Annotated in this window: 15 protein-coding genes; 9 read left to right on the top strand and 6 right to left on the bottom strand. The window is 67.5% G+C overall.

Annotation, left to right across the window (positions count from 1 at the left end; all coding sequences use genetic code 11):
• Positions 1–129: 129 nt before the first annotated feature.
• The 4 genes from E3N94_RS07365 to cofD all read left to right on the top strand — a co-directional run bounded on the left by E3N94_RS07365 (position 130) and on the right by cofD (position 4,180).
• Positions 130–1,155 (top strand): putative F420-0 ABC transporter substrate-binding protein, encoded by a 1,026-nt coding sequence (locus E3N94_RS07365; protein WP_134570017.1) that lies wholly within the window; start codon positions 130–132, stop codon positions 1,153–1,155.
• 147 nt (positions 1,156–1,302) lie between these two features.
• Positions 1,303–2,325, top strand: a complete 1,023-nt coding sequence (locus tag E3N94_RS07360; protein ID WP_134570021.1) for a putative F420-0 ABC transporter permease subunit — start codon at positions 1,303–1,305, stop codon at positions 2,323–2,325.
• Complete coding sequence (locus tag E3N94_RS07355) at positions 2,316–3,182, top strand: ABC transporter ATP-binding protein (RefSeq protein WP_134570016.1); 867 nt, start codon at positions 2,316–2,318, stop codon at positions 3,180–3,182. Before E3N94_RS07360 ends, E3N94_RS07355 begins: the two co-directional genes overlap by 10 nt.
• On the top strand, positions 3,179–4,180 hold the full coding sequence (cofD, locus tag E3N94_RS07350) for a 2-phospho-L-lactate transferase (RefSeq protein WP_134570015.1): 1,002 nt from the start codon (positions 3,179–3,181) through the stop codon (positions 4,178–4,180). Before E3N94_RS07355 ends, cofD begins: the two co-directional genes overlap by 4 nt.
• Before the next feature lie 167 nt (positions 4,181–4,347).
• On the opposite strand, the gene cofC is transcribed toward cofD, so the two are convergent.
• Genes cofC through E3N94_RS07335 form a run of 3 tightly spaced genes read right to left on the bottom strand, consistent with a single transcriptional unit; the run spans position 4,348 to position 6,826 of the window.
• On the bottom strand, positions 4,348–5,001 hold the full coding sequence (gene cofC / locus E3N94_RS07345; RefSeq protein WP_104100086.1) for a 2-phospho-L-lactate guanylyltransferase: 654 nt from the start codon (positions 4,999–5,001) through the stop codon (positions 4,348–4,350).
• Positions 4,998–5,822 (bottom strand): coenzyme F420-0:L-glutamate ligase, encoded by an 825-nt coding sequence (gene cofE / locus E3N94_RS07340; RefSeq protein ID WP_198416265.1) that lies wholly within the window; start codon positions 5,820–5,822, stop codon positions 4,998–5,000. The genes cofC and cofE overlap by 4 nt, the downstream gene beginning before the upstream one ends.
• Positions 5,823–5,824: 2 nt before the next feature.
• Positions 5,825–6,826, bottom strand: a complete 1,002-nt coding sequence (locus E3N94_RS07335; protein WP_104194343.1) for a TIGR03557 family F420-dependent LLM class oxidoreductase — start codon at positions 6,824–6,826, stop codon at positions 5,825–5,827.
• 109 nt (positions 6,827–6,935) lie between these two features.
• Here E3N94_RS07335 and E3N94_RS07330 point away from each other — a divergent pair, with 109 nt between their 5' ends.
• On the top strand, positions 6,936–7,772 hold the full coding sequence (locus E3N94_RS07330) for an exodeoxyribonuclease III (RefSeq protein WP_134416246.1): 837 nt from the start codon (positions 6,936–6,938) through the stop codon (positions 7,770–7,772).
• Positions 7,773–8,213: 441 nt separating this feature from the next.
• Here E3N94_RS07330 and E3N94_RS07325 read toward each other — a convergent pair whose 3' ends face one another.
• The gene (locus E3N94_RS07325; RefSeq protein WP_134343171.1) at positions 8,214–8,714 is read right to left on the bottom strand and encodes a hypothetical protein; all 501 of its coding nucleotides are present in this window, start codon (positions 8,712–8,714) and stop codon (positions 8,214–8,216) included.
• Positions 8,715–8,863: 149 nt separating this feature from the next.
• On the opposite strand from E3N94_RS07325, the gene E3N94_RS07320 reads away from it, so the two are divergent.
• A complete protein-coding gene (locus E3N94_RS07320; protein WP_134416263.1) occupies positions 8,864–10,231 on the top strand; it encodes a hemolysin family protein in 1,368 nt (455 codons plus the stop codon).
• The gene (locus E3N94_RS07315; protein ID WP_134343172.1) at positions 10,224–11,264 is read left to right on the top strand and encodes a hemolysin family protein; all 1,041 of its coding nucleotides are present in this window, start codon (positions 10,224–10,226) and stop codon (positions 11,262–11,264) included. Before E3N94_RS07320 ends, E3N94_RS07315 begins: the two co-directional genes overlap by 8 nt.
• A 73-nt stretch (positions 11,265–11,337) precedes the next feature.
• Here E3N94_RS07315 and E3N94_RS07310 read toward each other — a convergent pair whose 3' ends face one another.
• Entirely contained in the window at positions 11,338–12,024 is a 687-nt protein-coding gene (locus tag E3N94_RS07310; protein WP_198416263.1) for a TetR/AcrR family transcriptional regulator, read from the bottom strand.
• A gap of 113 nt (positions 12,025–12,137) precedes the next feature.
• On the opposite strand from E3N94_RS07310, the gene E3N94_RS17575 reads away from it, so the two are divergent.
• Both E3N94_RS17575 and E3N94_RS17570 read left to right on the top strand, forming a co-directional pair.
• The gene (locus tag E3N94_RS17575; protein ID WP_134570014.1) at positions 12,138–12,473 is read left to right on the top strand and encodes a DUF4386 family protein; all 336 of its coding nucleotides are present in this window, start codon (positions 12,138–12,140) and stop codon (positions 12,471–12,473) included.
• On the top strand, positions 12,470–12,838 hold the full coding sequence (locus E3N94_RS17570) for a DUF4386 domain-containing protein (protein ID WP_166790078.1): 369 nt from the start codon (positions 12,470–12,472) through the stop codon (positions 12,836–12,838). The genes E3N94_RS17575 and E3N94_RS17570 overlap by 4 nt, the downstream gene beginning before the upstream one ends.
• A 48-nt stretch (positions 12,839–12,886) precedes the next feature.
• On the opposite strand, the gene E3N94_RS07295 is transcribed toward E3N94_RS17570, so the two are convergent.
• The gene (locus E3N94_RS07295; RefSeq protein ID WP_347232695.1) at positions 12,887–15,478 is read right to left on the bottom strand and encodes an AMP-binding protein; all 2,592 of its coding nucleotides are present in this window, start codon (positions 15,476–15,478) and stop codon (positions 12,887–12,889) included.
• Between the last annotated feature and the right edge of the window lie 402 nt (positions 15,479–15,880).

The raw sequence follows: 15,880 nt of genomic DNA, 5'->3' as shown, positions 1-15,880 counted from the left end.
ACACGTGCTCGGTCGCACCCTTCCTGCCCCGCAGTTCTCCCTGTGCTCGCCAGAGCGGGTGAATCGTCGCCATGGCGCGCTCATACCGACGATTCACCAGCTCTCGTGGCCCTGAACCGGATCGGTAACATGTCCCAATTACGTTCGTTGCGTGGTCCCCTGCTGGTGGTCGCTGCGGCGGCTGCCCTGCTGTCGAGCGGATGCGCTGCGGCGAGTCCCGTCGCCGCGCCCAGTGCCGCGCCGGGCGCGAGCGCCGGCACGGGTGGAGGCTACCCGATGACGATCGACAACTGCGGCACCGACGTGATCGTGGAGGCCGCGCCCGAACGGATCGTGACGATCAAGTCGTCGACGACCGAGCTGCTGCTCGCACTGGACCTCTCCGATCGCATCGTGGGCTCGGCGTTCCTCGACGGCCCGCTGCCGGCATCCCTCGAGAAGGCCGGCGCAGGCCTGTTCGTGGTCAGCGACTTCGTGCCCGGCCAGGAGGCCGTGCTCGGACTCACGCCCGACTTCGTCTACGGCGGCTGGGAGTCCAACTTCTCGGCCGAGGGCGTGGGCGAACGCCAGAGCCTCACCGACCTCGGCATCGGCAGCTACGTTTCCCCCGCCGCCTGCAAGGGCGAGGGCTACATGCCTGACCCGCTCACTTTCGACTCCGTGTTCGCCGAGATCACCGAGGCCGGCGCGATCTTCGGCGCCGAAGAGGCCGCGGCCGACCTGGTCGCCGATCAGCAGAAGACCCTCGCGGCCCTTGACCCCGCCGCCGCGGACACCACCGCGCTCTGGTATTCCAGCGGCACCGACACTCCCTACGTGGGCGCCGGCATCGGCTCGCCCAACATGATCATGGCGGCCGCGGGCCTGACCAACGTGTTCGCCGACGTGCAGGACACCTGGACCTCGGTGGGCTGGGAGTCGGTCATCGAGGCGAACCCGAGCGTGATCGTGCTCGTCGACGCCACCTGGAACACCGCGGAGTCGAAGATCGCGAACCTCGAGACGAACCCGGCCACGCAGCAACTCGACGCCGTGAAGAACCAGCGCTACATCGTGCTGCCGTTCGCGGCCACCGAGGCCGGCATCCGCAACGTCGAAGCCGCCGCGTCAACCATCGAACAGCTCGACGCGCTCGGGTCGACGGCGGCCGGCTAGCGACCGGCGCCAGAGCACGACGCACGACGCTGGACACGCCAGGACAGCACCAACGGGACAGACACGACGGAACAGGCGAGGCAGGTGGATCGGGTGGATCGGGTGGAGCTGCAGCAGCCGGAACGCACGGCGGCCCAGAGCCGTCGCGTGGCCGGGCGCGCGCGCTACCTGGGCTGGCTCGCCCTGTCGGTCCTGGTCCTCGTGCTCACGGCGGGGCTGGCCGTGACCATCGGTCCGGCCGACGTGAGCCTGACGGATGTCGCCGCGAGCCTCGCCGGGCACCTCGGCCTGCCGGGCGCCGCCGGGGTGGCCCCGCTGACCGACTCGATCGTGTGGCAGCTGCGCCTGCCGCGCGTTCTGACCGCGGCCGCTGTCGGCGCGGGGCTCGCGCTCTGCGGCGCGGTGATGCAGTCGGTGACCCGCAACCCGCTGGCGGACCCCTACCTGCTCGGGCTGTCGAGCGGGGCCTCTCTCGGCGCGGTCTGTGTGATCGTTCTCGGCGTCGCGGTGGCGCTGCCGGCCGCGGCGTTCCTCGGCGCGCTGGCAGCCCTCGTCGCCACGCTGAGCATCGCGCGGGTCGGCAACACGATCACGCCCGGGCGCGCGGTGCTCTCGGGCCTGGCCATCGCTCAACTGGGTGCGGCCGGTACGTCCTTCATCATCTTCTGGGCAGCCAAGGGCGACTCCTACCGGGAGATCCTCAACTGGCTGCTGGGCTCGCTGGCCGGCAGCTCGTGGTCGAGCGTCGTCATCTCGGGCACTGCCCTCGTGGTGGTCGGCGCCGGGATCGTGCTCTCGGCCACCCGTCTGGACGCGTTCACCTTCGGGGACACCGCCGCGGCATCCCTCGGCATCAACGTCAACGGCACCCGGTGGATACTGCTCGGCGCGGTGGCGCTACTGACCGGCGCCATGGTGGCCGTGAGCGGGGCCATCGGCTTCGTCGGCCTGATCCTGCCGCACCTGGTGCGCGGCCTGAGCGGGCCCGGCCACCGCCGCCTGCTGCCGCTGACCGTGGTGCTCGGCGCCCTGTTCCTGATCGTGGCCGACACGGTCGCCCGCACGGTGTTCGACCCCCGCGAGCTGCCCGTGGGCATCATCACCGCGCTGATCGGCGTGCCCGTCTTCATCGTGCTGATCAAGAGCAGAAAGGCCGCCGCATGGTCGTGATCCTCGACCGGGTGTCGTTTCAGGTCGACGGCACCCCGATTCTGACCGATGTGTCGGCGGTCGTGCCCACGGGCGCAGTGACCGGCCTGCTCGGACCCAACGGGGCCGGCAAGTCCACCCTGTTGCGCCTGATCGCAGGGCTGGAGGCACCGGATGCCGGCGGCGTCGAACTCGACGGAGCGCGATCCGGCAGAGGGTCCGGTCTGTCGCGGCGCGAGACCGCCCGGCGGGTGGCGCTGCTCGAACAGAACGCCGCGCCCAGCGTCGACCTCACGGTGCGCGAGGTCGTGCTCCTCGGCCGGATCCCGCACCGCAGCCGGGTGCTCGGCAGCTTCGGCGGCGACGACGACCACCGGGTGGCCGAGGAATCGTTGGCCGTGGTCGGCGGCAGCGACCTCGCCGACCGGGCGTGGCATACGCTCAGCGGCGGCGAGCAGCAGCGCGCGCAGATCGCCCGAGCGTTGGCGCAGCGGCCGAGTCTGCTGCTGCTGGACGAGCCGAACAACCACCTCGATGTGAGCGCCCAGATCGGGCTGCTCGGGCAGGTGCGCGGGCTCTGCGCGGGCGCGGCCGGCACGGGCCTGACCGCGATCATGGCCCTGCACGATCTGAATCTGGCCGCCGCGTTCTGCGACCAGATCCTGCTGCTGCACCACGGGCGACTGGTCGCGGCCGGCACCCCCGAGGCGGTGCTGCGGCCGGCGACCATCGCGGAGGTCTACGGCGTGGACTGCGACGTGATCCCACATCCGCGCGGCGGGCATCCGGTGATCGTGTTCGCTCCATCCACGCCGATTCCGGCCTTCCCGTTTCCCCGTGAACCCGAAGTCACCCAGCACGGAAGAGCGCACAGATGACGACCATCACCGTTCTGGCCGGCGGCATCGGCGGCGCCCGGTTCACCCGCGGGCTGCTGAAGCACCTGGCGGAAACCGAGCCGGAGGCGACGGTGACGGTGATCGTGAACACGGGCGATGACATGTGGCTGGACGGGCTGCGCATCTGCCCGGACCTCGACACCGTGATGTACACCCTCGGCGGAGGCATCAACGAGGAGCAGGGCTGGGGGCGGCCCGAGGAGTCCCGCCGCGCCTCCGCTGAAATCGCCGCCTACGGGCATGGCTGGTCCTGGTTCACGCTCGGCGACCTGGATCTGGCCACCCACATCGTGCGCAGCGACCTGCTCCGGAACGGCTCCACGTTGAGCGAGGCCACCGAGTTCCTCTGCCGCCGATGGCAGCCCGGGGCGCGCCTGCTGCCGATGAGCGACATCCCCGTCGAGACACATGCCCGACTGGCTATGGATGCCGATGAGCACCGGGCCGGCGAGCTGATCCACTTCGAGGAGTGGTGGGTGCGCTACCGCGCCGGCGTTCCGGCGACCGAGTTCGTGCAGGTCGGACTCGAGTCCGCAGTACCCGCGCCGGGCGTCGTCGACGCCATCATGACGGCCGACCTGGTGATCCTGCCGCCGTCGAACCCGGTCGTTTCGGTCGGCACGATCCTCGCCGTACCGGGCATCCGGGACGCCCTGCGTTCCAGCACCGCCGCGGTGGTCGGCGTCTCGCCGATCATCGCGGGCGCGGCTGTGCGCGGCATGGCCGACGCCTGCCTGCACACCATCGGCGTCGAGACTACGGCCGAGGCCGTGGGCCTGCACTACGGCTCCCGCGCCGCGGGCGGCGTGCTCGACGGGTGGCTGGTGGACGAGACGGATGCCGGCGCGCTGCCGGCGCTGGCGGCCGCCGGCATCCATTCGGTCGCCGTGCCGCTCTGGATGCGGGATGCCGCGACAACCATGCGGCTCGCGGCGGATGCGCTCGCCTTCGCTCGCGGCACCCACTCCGTCGTCTGAGCGGCAGTAGCACAGCCGCGGCAGCTCCATCCATGGCGGCAACAGTTTCGACTCCCTGCCGCAACGGGCGTGCACGTAACCTCGGAGATTTTTGCGACACGCCGCTCACGGCGCCCTGGGGTGACCCGGCGTTTCGCGAAAAATCTCTGACTGTAGCGACGCGCCGATCAGCGCGCGGCGGCCGACCCCGGGGCCTCGACGACCAGGAGGGTGTGCGGCCCGAGACCGAGCCGCTGCGCCACCGCAAGGTCGGCGGCGGTATCGACGTCGTGACGGATCGAAACGGATGCCGCCAGCACGAGCGGCACATGGCCGGCGGCCTCATGGGCGGCCCGAGACCCAACCCCGAACCGAGGCTCGATCGGGACTCCGGCGAGCGCGAGCAGAGCCGTGGTGCCGGTTCCGGCCGCGTCGGGCACCAAACTGCGATCGTGCGCGGCGGCGAGGTGTAGAGTGCGCTCGACATCCGCGGGCGTCAGCGCCGGCAGATCGCCGGTCAGCACGGCCAGGTTCGCCTCCGGAAATGCCCCGCGGGCAACCATCAGTCCCTGCCGGATTGCCGCGTTCAACGGGTCTGCGGGCAGGATCGATTCGCGCACCGGGGCCTCGCGCACGATGTCGACCCCGAGCTCGGCCAGCCGACCCGAAAGTTCACCGTCGCCCGTGACGACCAGCACCCGGTCGACACCATGCGCCGCCAGCAGGGCCGCGACCGTGTCGAGAGCGAAGGCATCCGCCAGCCCGGCCCGATCAGGCCGCTCGCCCAGCCGGCTCTTCGCCCCGGGGTTGCCCTTGACGGGCACGATCGCCACCCAGCTCATTCGGTGACGGAAACGACGGATGCCGCGTCGACGGCGGCAGCGGCCAGCCCCGCCGCGTACCCCTCCGAGAAACCCTCGGCGTGCGCCTCGGCGCTCCCCAGCCGGAACATGTCGTTCTCGCTCGGCCGCAGCAGCCGGGTCGCTCCGCGCGTATCCGCGTCGTCGGGCTCGCCCACGAGGCGACCGAGCCCGCGCACGACCGCGACCGGGTTGCCGCTGGTCTTGCCCTTCACCAAATCGGCCGCGCCGGCGATCTCATCGGCGACCGCGGCGACGGTCACGTCGAGGCGCCGGCCGGACGCATCGGTCGTGCCGCGCAGGTCGTCGAGAACCGTGACTCCGGCGGCTCCGATCACGATGTCGGTCTGGCCCTCACGCCACGGGCGCCCGACGGTGTCGGTGATCAGCACGCCGAGCCGCAGGCTGGTGCGTTCGTGGAGGGCTGCGCAGAGGGCGCGCGCGGAGGCATCCGGATCGACGGGAAGGAGCAGCACGAACCCGTCGGGGGTGTTGCTCGCATCGACGCCGGCCGCCGCCATCACCAGGCCCTGGCGGTTCTCGACGATCCGCGTCATCCCGCCGGGAAAGGCGCGGGTCGCGACGACCCGCACCGTCTCGTCGGTGATCGCCTGTTCCCGATCGGCCGCCCGCACCTGGCGGCCCTCGGCCTTGGACACGATCTTGCTTGTCACCGCGAGAATGTCGCCGTCGCGCAGGCGGCTGCCTGCCGCGTCGGCGATGAGCGCAGCGAGGTCTGCGCCGGCCTCGACCTCACCGATGCCCCCCAGCACGAAAACGTGCAGGCCGGTTGGTTCTGGCACCACTAGCGCACGAGCTTCGGCAGCACGGATGCGCCGAAAACGTCGATCCACTGGCGCTGGTTGCGGCCCACGTTGTGCAGGTAGATGCGGTCGAAGCCGAGGTCGACGAACTTCTGGATGTAGGCCCGGTGGTCGTCGGGGTCGGCTGAGATGATCATGCGGCCCTCGAAGTCCTCGGGCCGAACGAGTTTGGCGATCTGCTCGAATTCGAACGGTGAACGGATATCCCCCTTCGGGAACTTCATCCCGCCGTTCGGCCACTCGACCAGGGCGTTCCGCATGGCCTCCTCGTCGGTTTCGGCCCAGCTCATGTGCAGCTGCAGCACCTTGGGCATAGCGGCCGGGTCCTTGCCGCCATCCCGGGCGCCGTCGTCGAACTTGCCGAACAGCATCGAGATCTTTTCCAGCGGGGCTCCGACCGTGATCAGGCCGTCGGCGTGACGCCCGGCGCGCTTGGCCGTGACCGGGCCGGCGGTGGCGACGAGAATCTCCGGGGCCACCTCGGGCATGGTCCAGAGCCGGGTCGACTCGAGCTTGTAGAACTGGCCGGAGTGCTTGACGTCCTTGCCTGCGATGGAGGCGGTGAACAGCTTGGAGATGATCTCAATGGCCTCGAACATGCGATTGATGCGCTCGGGGGCTTCCGGCCAATACTGGCCGACGATGTGCTCGTTCAGAGCTTCGCCGGAGCCGAGGCCGAGCCAGTGCCGGCCGGGGTACATCGAGGCGAGCGTCGCGGAGGCCTGCGCCACCATCGCCGGGTGCCACCGGAAGGTGGGCGCGGTGACGCCGGGCCCGAGGTCCCCCTTCGTGCGCTCACCGATCGCCGCGAGCACGCTCCAGACGAACGAGGACTCACCCTGGGCGGGCACCCACGGTTGGAAGTGGTCGGCCGCCATCACCCCGGTGAACCCGTGTTCCTCGGCGTAGGCCGACAGGGCCACCGCCTCGGCGGGCGCGAACTGCTCCAGCATCGCCGCGTAGCCGATCTGCAAATCCGTCATGGGTACCGCCCTGCCTTTCGTTGTGGTTCGATCCTGTCACTCACGGCTCCGAGAACTCCCCTCCCCACTTAGAAACGCCCGAGCGGCATCCGTCAAATAGGCTGGAAGCATGCGCATCGCCACCTGGAACGTCAACTCCATCCGTGCCCGAGTCGGCCGGGTCGTCGACTGGATGGTGCGCGAGGACATCGACGTGCTCGCGATGCAGGAGATCAAATGTAAGCCTCCGCAGTTCCCGGCGCAGGCGTTCGAGGACGCCGGCTACGAGCTCGCCGTCCACGGCCTCAGCCAGTGGAACGGCGTCGCGTTCGCCAGTCGCCTCGAGATGACGGATGTCGCCACCGGCTTCCCCGGCATGCCCGGCTTTCTGAAGGGCCAGGAGGGTCCCGGCCTCCCGCTCGAGGCCCGGGCGCTCGGCGTCACGGTGGAGGACCTGCGGTTGTGGAGCCTGTACGTTCCGAACGGACGCAGCATCGACGACCCGCACTTCGCCTACAAGCTGGACTGGCTGGAGCGCCTGCGCGCGCACGCCCGGGACGAACTGGCTCGCGACCCGCACCTGGCCCTCGCACTGATGGGCGACTGGAACGTGGCCCCATTCGAGCGTGACATGGGTGACCCGAGCTTCGTTCCCGGCAAATCCACTCACATCTCCGAGCCCGAGCGGGCCGCGTTCCGCGCGTTCGAGGCGGAGGGCATCTTCGATGTGGTGCGCCCGCTGGCTCCGGAGGGTTACACCTTCTGGGACTACAAACAGCTGAGGTTTCCCCGCAACGAGGGCATGCGGATCGACTTCATCCTCGGCTCCCCCGCGTTCGCGGATCTGGTGACCGCGGCGAGCATCCACCGCAATGAGCGCAAGGGTGATGCGCCGAGCGACCACGTTCCCGTGGTCGTGGAGCTGGCCCTCGAGGGCGAAGACGACGACCGCCCGATGATCTTCTAACCGGCGCACCGAGCCGGAAACGTGCCGGCAACGGCGCGTGCGAGCGCGGCGGCGCTACTCGCACAATGACTTCCATACCCTGGGGGCGCCACAGTATCGCCACAAGATCGCCACAAGCGCGCCCAGCGACCTCCGTCACCGTCTCCGTCACCCGCCGCGTCGAGCCGACCCGCATCTCTGCGGCCACGCGCTGGGCTCAGCGGGGCCAGGACCTTCCTGGTCATGCCCCAGATCACCCGGATGCTGCGCCCCTGGCTGCGACGGCGGCCCCCGGTGTTAGATGAGTGAGTCCGAATCGTTTGGTTGTGTCGCTTTCGCAAGGTCAGAGCTGACCGCACCGAGTGGCCTCGGTTCATCGAAGGCGGAAGGCTGTGCCCGGCGTCGAACCAATTCGACGGAGATTTTTAGTCAAGCACCCGTTTTTGAACCGAAACACGCTTTCTAAAGCAAAATCTCCGTCGAATTCGTTCGGAACGAGGCGTAGGGCGTCGGACTCAGCTCGGCCGGCATTCCCTCGCTTTGTGGTCCGGAGCCGTGTTCGGCTTCGAGCGATCGATGTCGTGCTCGGCCATCGGCCGGCCGGCCGCTAGATCGGGGCAGGCAGCGCCGCGACGGCCACCACCGCGAACAGCTTCGCAGCGTCCAGCCGGAGACGAACCGGCCGAAGATGTAGGCACCACCGGCATCACGACCCCCTTGATGACGGATGCCGCCGCCACGCGTTTGCGCGCCGATCCCGCCTTGAGCAGGCGCTCCCCGTGCAACGACATGCCGAACGCCAGGAGCAGCCGCACCCAGCATGGTTTCAGCCATCGGAGTGTGAAAGAACACCCGGTTGATGGCCAGCCCGGCGCCGACGCCGATGATGCCGAGGAGCGCGACGAGACAGCCCACCAGGATCACGAATCCGATGATGGAGAAGCCGACCAGAGCACCGCCCACGCGACGAGCTTAGGGAGGCTGGAACCGAGAGTTTCCCAGCCACAGCCGGGCACCGCCCGATAGTCTTACCCTCCTCATGGACCCTGATAAACCCTCGCCCATCCAGCCACGCCTCGACATCCTGCGCCCGAGTCTGAGAGGGCCACATGCTGTTTGAGTGGGCGATGGTGGGGGTCGGGCTTCTCCTCACCGTCGGAACGGGCATCTTCGTCGCCGCCGAATTCTCCCTGGTCACCCTGAACCGCAACGAGCTCGAGGCCCGGCAGGAACGCGGCGAGAAACGCCTCGGCCCGACCATCAAGGCCCTGAAGATCACCTCCACGCACCTGTCCAGCGCGCAGCTCGGCATCACGCTGACCACCCTGCTGACCGGGTTCACCTTCGAGCCCGCCATCAGCTCGCTGCTGACCGGGCCGCTCACGGGCGCCGGCGTGCCCGAAGGACTCGTGCCGCTGCTCGGCACCATCATCGCCATTTCGCTGGCCACCCTGTTCTCCATGGTGATCGGCGAGCTCATGCCGAAGAACTTCGCCCTGGCCGTGCCGCTGGCCACGGCAAAGATCGTGCTGCCCCCGCAGGCCCTGTTCACCGCCGTATTCAAGCCCGTCATTCTGCTGTTCAACAACACCGCCAACGCCCTGATCCGCCTGGTCGGCATCGAGCCGAAAGAGGAACTCTCGGGTGCCCGCAGCGCCGAAGAGCTCAGCTTCCTCGTGCGGCGGTCGGCGACGGAAGGCGTGCTCGACAACGACCACGCGGCCATGCTGCACCGCACGCTGCGCTTTGCCGACCACACGGTCGACGACGTCATGACCCCCCGGGTACGGATGTCCTCGGTCAAGGTCACCGACTCTGCCGAGAGCATCCTGGCCCTGTCCACGGCCACCGGCTACTCCCGCTTCCCCGTGATCGACAGGGATTCCGACGACATCGTCGGGGTGCTGCACGTCAAGGCGGCCTTCGCCGTCGAGCTGGCGCAACGCGACCAGGTCACCGCCGACGAGCTGAAGGTGGAGGCACTGCGTGTGCCCGAGTCGATGGCCGTCGACACGCTCCTGGGCCTGCTGCGCAGACAGGGTTTCCAGATCGCGGTCGTCGCGGACGAATACGGCGGAACGGCCGGCATTGTCACGCTCGAGGACCTCGTCGAAGAACTCGTGGGCGAGCTGGAAGACGAGCATGACCGGGCGAAAGCCGGCGTCATCCGTTCGGGTCGTTCTGTGGTGTTCGACGCCGGCTGGCGGCCGGACGAGCTGTTCGATCGGACGGGCGTCACGGTGCCCGAGGACGGCGACTACGAGACCGTCGCGGGCTTCATCGCCGATCAGCTCGACCGCATTCCCGAACTCGGCGACGAGGTCCCCGTCGACGGTGGCATCCTGCGGATCGACCGAGTCGATGGCGTGCAGGTTCAGCGCGTGCGCTACACCCCCGAAGACCCCGAGCACGATCCGAGCCTGGCCACCAGACACGACCGAATCGTCACCCGAATCCAGAAGGACCTGACCCATGAGTGAGTACTGGCCGGGCCTGATCTGGCTCGTCGTGTTGTTGACCGTCAACGCGTTCTTCGTGGGCGCCGAGTTCGCCGTGATCTCGGCCCGCCGGTCGCAGATCGAGCCGCTCGCCGCCCGCGGCAACAAGGCGGCGAAGACCACCCTCTGGGCGATGGAACACGCGACCCTGATGCTGGCGACCAGCCAGTTGGGCATCACCGTGTGTTCGCTGCTCATCCTGAACGTGTCCGAGCCGGCCATCCACGGCCTGCTGGAGTACCCGCTGGCCCTGACCGGACTCTCTGAGCGCGCGATCAGCGTGATCGCCTTCGCGAGCGCGCTCGCGCTCGTGACGTTCCTGCACGTGGTGTTCGGCGAGATGGTGCCCAAGAACATCTCCTTCTCCGTGCCCGACCGCGCCGCGCTCATCCTGGCGCCGCCGCTCGTCCTCGTCGCCCGCATCTTCAACCCGGTGATCGTCAGCCTGAACTGGCTGGCGAACGGGGTGCTGCGCCTGTTCAAGGTGCAGCCGAAGAATGAGGCGACCAGCGCATTCACCCTCGACGAGGTGGCCGGCATCGTGGAGCAGTCCACCCGCGAGGGTCTCCTGACGGATGCTTCGGGCACCCTCTCCGCCGCGTTCGAGTTCACCTCGAAGCGAGTCTCCGACGTGGAGGTGCCGATCGGCTCAATGGTCTGCCTGCCGGCATCCGCGTCACCCGCCGACATCCAGCGGGCCGTCGCCCAGCACGGCTACTCCCGGTACATCCTCACTGACGTCGACGGGCAGCCCACGGGCTACCTGCACCTGAAAGACGTGATGGACCTCACCTCCGGGAGCACGTTCACGGAGCCGGTGCCGGCCAAACGCATCCGTCGCCTGGCCTCCGTGTTCCGGGGCAGCGAGCTCGAGGATGCCCTGGCGTCAATGCGGCGCCTCGGTGCGCATGTCGCCACATCGTTCGACGCTGACGGAGTCGCCACGGGCGTTCTGTTCCTCGAGGACATCATCGAGGAGCTCGTCGGCCAGGTCGATGACGCCACCACCGTGTAGGTGACAACCGGGGCGCGGATGCCGCGTGGAATGTCAATGGGTGCCCGTCACGTGTGTCTCATGACGCCCTCATTCATTCAAAGGCCTGATCGGTGTCTCGCATGGTCTCGAGTCCGTCGAGCATGAGGTCGAGCCCGACCAGGAATTCATCCCCATAGGAGTATCCGGGCTTCAAGACGTGGTCGGCCGTGAGTTCAGCCAGGTACGGGTACTCGCTTGTGGGCAGCTGCGCCAGCATGATCGCGGCCATCGCTGCCGTCTCTTCCGGCGTGGTGAAGGGCAGGCTCTTCTCCTGCATCGCGAACCCGTAGATATAGCTGTCGACAGCGGAGAACGCGTGGGCCGTCTTCGCGATCGAGAAACCGCCGTTGCGGAAGGTTCCGATCACCCGGTCGTGGTGCCGGAGGGTGCCCGGTCCCGGGTTCGTTCCGGAGTCACGAACGGTCGTAGCCCAAGCATGACGGGCGAGGACATCCCGGAATGAGATCGAGCGCTTTCGGATTGCCGGCTTCCACTCATCGCTGTGTGACGGCAATTCGATCTCGCTGAAGATCGCATCGGCCATGGCGTTGATGAGGTCATCCTTGTTGGCCACGTGGTTATAGATCGACATGGCCTTCACGTTCAGGTCCTCGCCCAGACGCCGCATCGTGAGGGTTTCAAGCCCCTCAGTGTCGGCAAGGCGAACGGCGGCAGCGATCACCCGCTCGCGGTTCAAACGAGCTCGGGGTGCGGGTGCTGCTTCACGTGCTGCTGCCAAGTCTCTCTCCCGCACTCATATCCGCTGACAAACCTTACCACGTACATATATCTTACTTACAACATAAGCATACATCGTAAGTTTTAGCCACAGATGCAGTAAGGATACGAGCCATGACCACTCACCTCCACCCCGCGCCCAGCGCCACAGCGCCGGCTGCCACACTCAACCCCTTCCGCTGGTCGCAGCGAACCGGAGCGCTCGTAACGGGCACCGCCCTCACGGCCATGGTGTTCCTCTCGATCTTTGGTTATTTCATCGCCATCAACGGCCTCGTGACCGCCGGTGATGCGGAAAAGACGACCGATGCAATTTCCGCCTCGCCGGCGCTGTGGCTCGCCGGAATCGGCGCGCTGTGTGTCGTCGTCGTGCTGGACGTCATCGCCGCCGCCGGCACCTACGCGCTCTTCAACCCGTCAGCCGTGTCGTCTCCGCTCTTGCCGGGTTGATCAGAATCGCTTTCGCCGGGTGGTTCATGGTCGCCCTCAGCCGGCTCGTGGTCGCCTTCAACAACCTCGACACCCCGGAAGTCGCGCTGGCCGACATCGACTCGTTCTCGTCGATCTGGAACACCGCCCTGGGCCTGTTCGGGGTGCATCTCCTCCTGATCGCCTATCTGTCGATCCGCTCCGGCTTCATGCCGAAGGTCTTTGGAATCCTGATCGGTCTCGCCGGCATCGGTTACATTGCCGACCTCATCGGCCTGGTGGTGGCACCCGCTTTCACCCCGACCTTCGGCCTGTTCGGCTTCGTGGGCGAGACCGCCATGATCTTCTGGCTGCTCATCGGGGGACGACGTCTCCCGCGTTCCTAACCGCACCCGACCTCGCCCCGAACTATGCCCCGCTCATCCAGCCCAACATCACCGCCGGCGACCGGCTGACGTTCTTGTCGCGAATACATTGGTCATAAGCGTGCGGGTTGCGACCGCGGGATGACGAGTCCACCAAGCGCTCAGTGCGGAATACCCTCGCCAGGCGAGGATACCCACCGCGAAGGAGGCAAGGGTGGCGAGCAGCGGTCCGTCGTTCCCGAAAAGCGGGAAGACCTGCCAATGGACGAGATATACGAACAACGAGGCCGAGGCCGTGACGCTCAGCACCGGCACCAGAATCCGCGGGAGGGGCACGGCCGGAAGCCAGATTAGAAGAAGCAGTCCCGCTATCGTGGTCGCCTCGCGGGCCGGGTCGCCGAAGAAGCCCGGAACGGAGAGCACGACGACCGCCGAGCTCAGCACCCGCCGCGTGACGTTCGTGGAACGTGCGATGAGCCAGCCGAGAGCGATGAGCCAGAGCACGATCGGCAGCGAATACCGTTCGGTCGGCCCGGCCTCGACCCCTCCGGTCAGCAGCAGGCGAAGCAGAAGCGCCCCCGCAAAGAAGGACGCCGCGAAGACGAAGGGGTATCGGCGCTCGATCCGGTCGAGCTGGGGCACGCAGAAGAGAAGCGCCAGGCCAAGGATCGTCCACACGACGGATTCCAGGAACCAGTACTGCCATTGCACCGTCCAGCGTTCGTCGCCGCCGAGCAGGTTGTGCAGCATGAAGACCGTCGCGGGTTCGTACATCCCTCCAATCAGGCCAACTCCACCGATCCACAGCACGGCCGGGACGAAGATCTGGACGGCGCTGCGCAGAAGCTTCCCGAGCCGCATCGGCCGAGGTACATCGGCGAACTGGAATCGGGCCAGGTTGTAGCCCAGGATTCCGAGCAGCAGGTGAGCACCGCCCTGTATGTGGAAGAGGTTGGCGTGCGTCCCAGTGATGAGCGCGATGGCGATAGCCCGCAGCAAGACGGATGTCTCCATGCGCGCCAGCGACCGTCGGGGTCGCGCCCCGGTCGGTGCGGTTCGGCGGTTGGCCAACTCCCGGGCCGATTTCGCGGGCCAGTCCCTGGGGAGCGTGCCGAGCATCTGCTCGAGCCGCACCGAGACCTCGACGTAACTGAGCGAGTCGCCGTGCAGCGCGACGAAGCTGTCGTCCAGGACCGCATCCGGGCGGTCGAGGAGGGTTGCGTAGAGCGCCCGAATATTCTCCGCCGTCACGGTCCCTCTGCGATCCACCAACGGGGCTTTGCGCTCGAGGAGCGCCGCCTCCCGGAGCAGGCTCGCGGTGTCTGGCTTGCCGCTGGACGTCAGGGGGAACTCCGCGACAAGGTGCACCCGGACGCTGTGATCGGGCAAGCCAAGCGCCTCCGCGGCGATCGGCGCGACGAGCCCGAGGGCCCACCGCTCTCGCACGAAGACCACAAGGCGTTCCTCATGGTTCACCGCCCTCGCTTCGACGCCGTCGTCGTCAAGGAGCCGTTCGACCCGGTCGAGATCGATCCGCAGGCCGTATATCTTGACGAAGCGACTGCTCCGCCCGACGATTTCGAAGAGTCCGTCGTCGTGCTGGCGGGCTAGATCGCCGGTGCGCAGATCCCCCACTGTCGGTCCAGCGGCGAGTCCCTCCGGGCTCTCCGCGTATCCCATCATGACGTTCGGCCCGGTGTACACGAGGTCACCGACCGAGTGCTCGTCGGCGTCGTCGATGCGGAACTGCCCGCCCGGTATCGGGATTCCGATGGATTCAGGCCGGGTCGCCGCCGACTCCGGCGGCAGGTAGGCCATCCGTGCGGTCGCCTCTGTCTGTCCGTACATGACGACGAAATCGAATCCACGTTCCTGCCCCAGCCGGGCGTAATCGCGCACCCGGTCGGGGCCGAGCCGGCCGCCGGCCTGAGTGATGTAGCGCAGGCTCGGATGTTGGCGCCCAGCGAATCCGGTCGAATCGAGAAGGTCGAAGGTGTAGGGAACGCCGGCGAAGGAGGTGGCCCCTGCCGCGTCGAACTCGTTCCAGAATTCAGACTCGACCACCGAACGCTCGGTGAGGAGCAGGCTCGCCCCGGAGATCAGGTGGCTGTTCACGACTGAGAGGCCGTAGCAGTAATGCATCGGCAGGGTTGTGGCCGCCCGGTCCTGCTCGGTCAGGGCGAGGTAGTCGGCGATGCTTCTCGCATTGCTGCGCACATTCTCGCGTGACAGCCGAACGAGTTTCGGCGATCCTGTCGAGCCCGAGGTGCTGAGCAGCAGTGCCAGCTCAGGGTGCAACGTGTGCCGGCTTCCCTCGCGTCGCTCATCCAGACGCCATTCGCCGCCGACGGGCGCCAAAACCACGTCGGGGTCGTAACGCTCAAGGAGCCCGTTCCTGTTCCGCTCCTGGCTCGGCTCGTCCCCGTCGCCTGCGATGAGGAGAACTGGATGCCCCGCCGCGAGCGCGGCGAGATAAGTCACCAGGGGCTCCAGGGCGTTCGCGCACGACACCATGACAAGTCGGCGGCCGTCTCCCAATAATTCCCGCCGGTCACGGACCAGTTCGTCCAGTTCGGCGTAGTTTATGGTTCCATTCGCGGTCACAAGGGCAGTCGCGGACGGATCGCCGGAGAGGAGTCGGAGGGCCTCAAGACCGCCCACCGGGTCGCGTTGGGCGCTCCTCAGTGGTTCTACCGCGCATAGTTTTACGGGCGGGAATGCATCGTATGTTTTGTCGGTGCGCACGGCTGTCTCTGGTCGAAGTTTTCCCCCGCAGTCAAACTGAGGCAAGGCTAACCTTAGTTCAAGAACCCTGTGGATGGACCGGCAAACCTGCGACCTGCCGTTCCCTCCGATTCGTGGGAGCCACACTGATCAGTTCCACGACGAGGAAGTCGTCTCTCTGAGACCGATTCGGATGACCGACACGCACCCGGCCTTGTATACATGACCAAACCTCATTACTGTCCGCTCCGAACCACCTATGATCAACGGGATCTCCTCGTTGACCGCTGACCAAGGAGTAAATCGTGAAACGACATTCCATCGGGATTCTCGGAGTTT

The organism is Cryobacterium sp. Sr3 (genome assembly GCF_004402835.1).
Taxonomy (GTDB): Bacteria; Actinomycetota; Actinomycetes; order Actinomycetales; family Microbacteriaceae; genus Cryobacterium; species Cryobacterium sandaracinum.
Note: the sequence above shows the minus strand (reverse complement) of the source record. Positions and strands in the feature narration are given on the sequence as shown.

What these genes read in the sequence shown, in the direction of transcription:
- E3N94_RS07365 (WP_134570017.1), top strand. Translation starts at nt 130, where the DNA reads ATGTCCCAATTACGTTCGTTGCGTGGTCCCCTGCTGGTGGTCGCTGCG.
- E3N94_RS07355 (WP_134570016.1), top strand. Translation starts at nt 2,316, where the DNA reads ATGGTCGTGATCCTCGACCGGGTGTCGTTTCAGGTCGACGGCACCCCG.
- cofD (WP_134570015.1), top strand. Translation starts at nt 3,179, where the DNA reads ATGACGACCATCACCGTTCTGGCCGGCGGCATCGGCGGCGCCCGGTTC.
- cofC (WP_104100086.1), bottom strand. Translation starts at nt 5,001, where the DNA reads ATGAGCTGGGTGGCGATCGTGCCCGTCAAGGGCAACCCCGGGGCGAAG.
- E3N94_RS07335 (WP_104194343.1), bottom strand. Translation starts at nt 6,826, where the DNA reads ATGACGGATTTGCAGATCGGCTACGCGGCGATGCTGGAGCAGTTCGCG.
- E3N94_RS07330 (WP_134416246.1), top strand. Translation starts at nt 6,936, where the DNA reads ATGCGCATCGCCACCTGGAACGTCAACTCCATCCGTGCCCGAGTCGGC.
- E3N94_RS07315 (WP_134343172.1), top strand. Translation starts at nt 10,224, where the DNA reads ATGAGTGAGTACTGGCCGGGCCTGATCTGGCTCGTCGTGTTGTTGACC.
- E3N94_RS17575 (WP_134570014.1), top strand. Translation starts at nt 12,138, where the DNA reads ATGACCACTCACCTCCACCCCGCGCCCAGCGCCACAGCGCCGGCTGCC.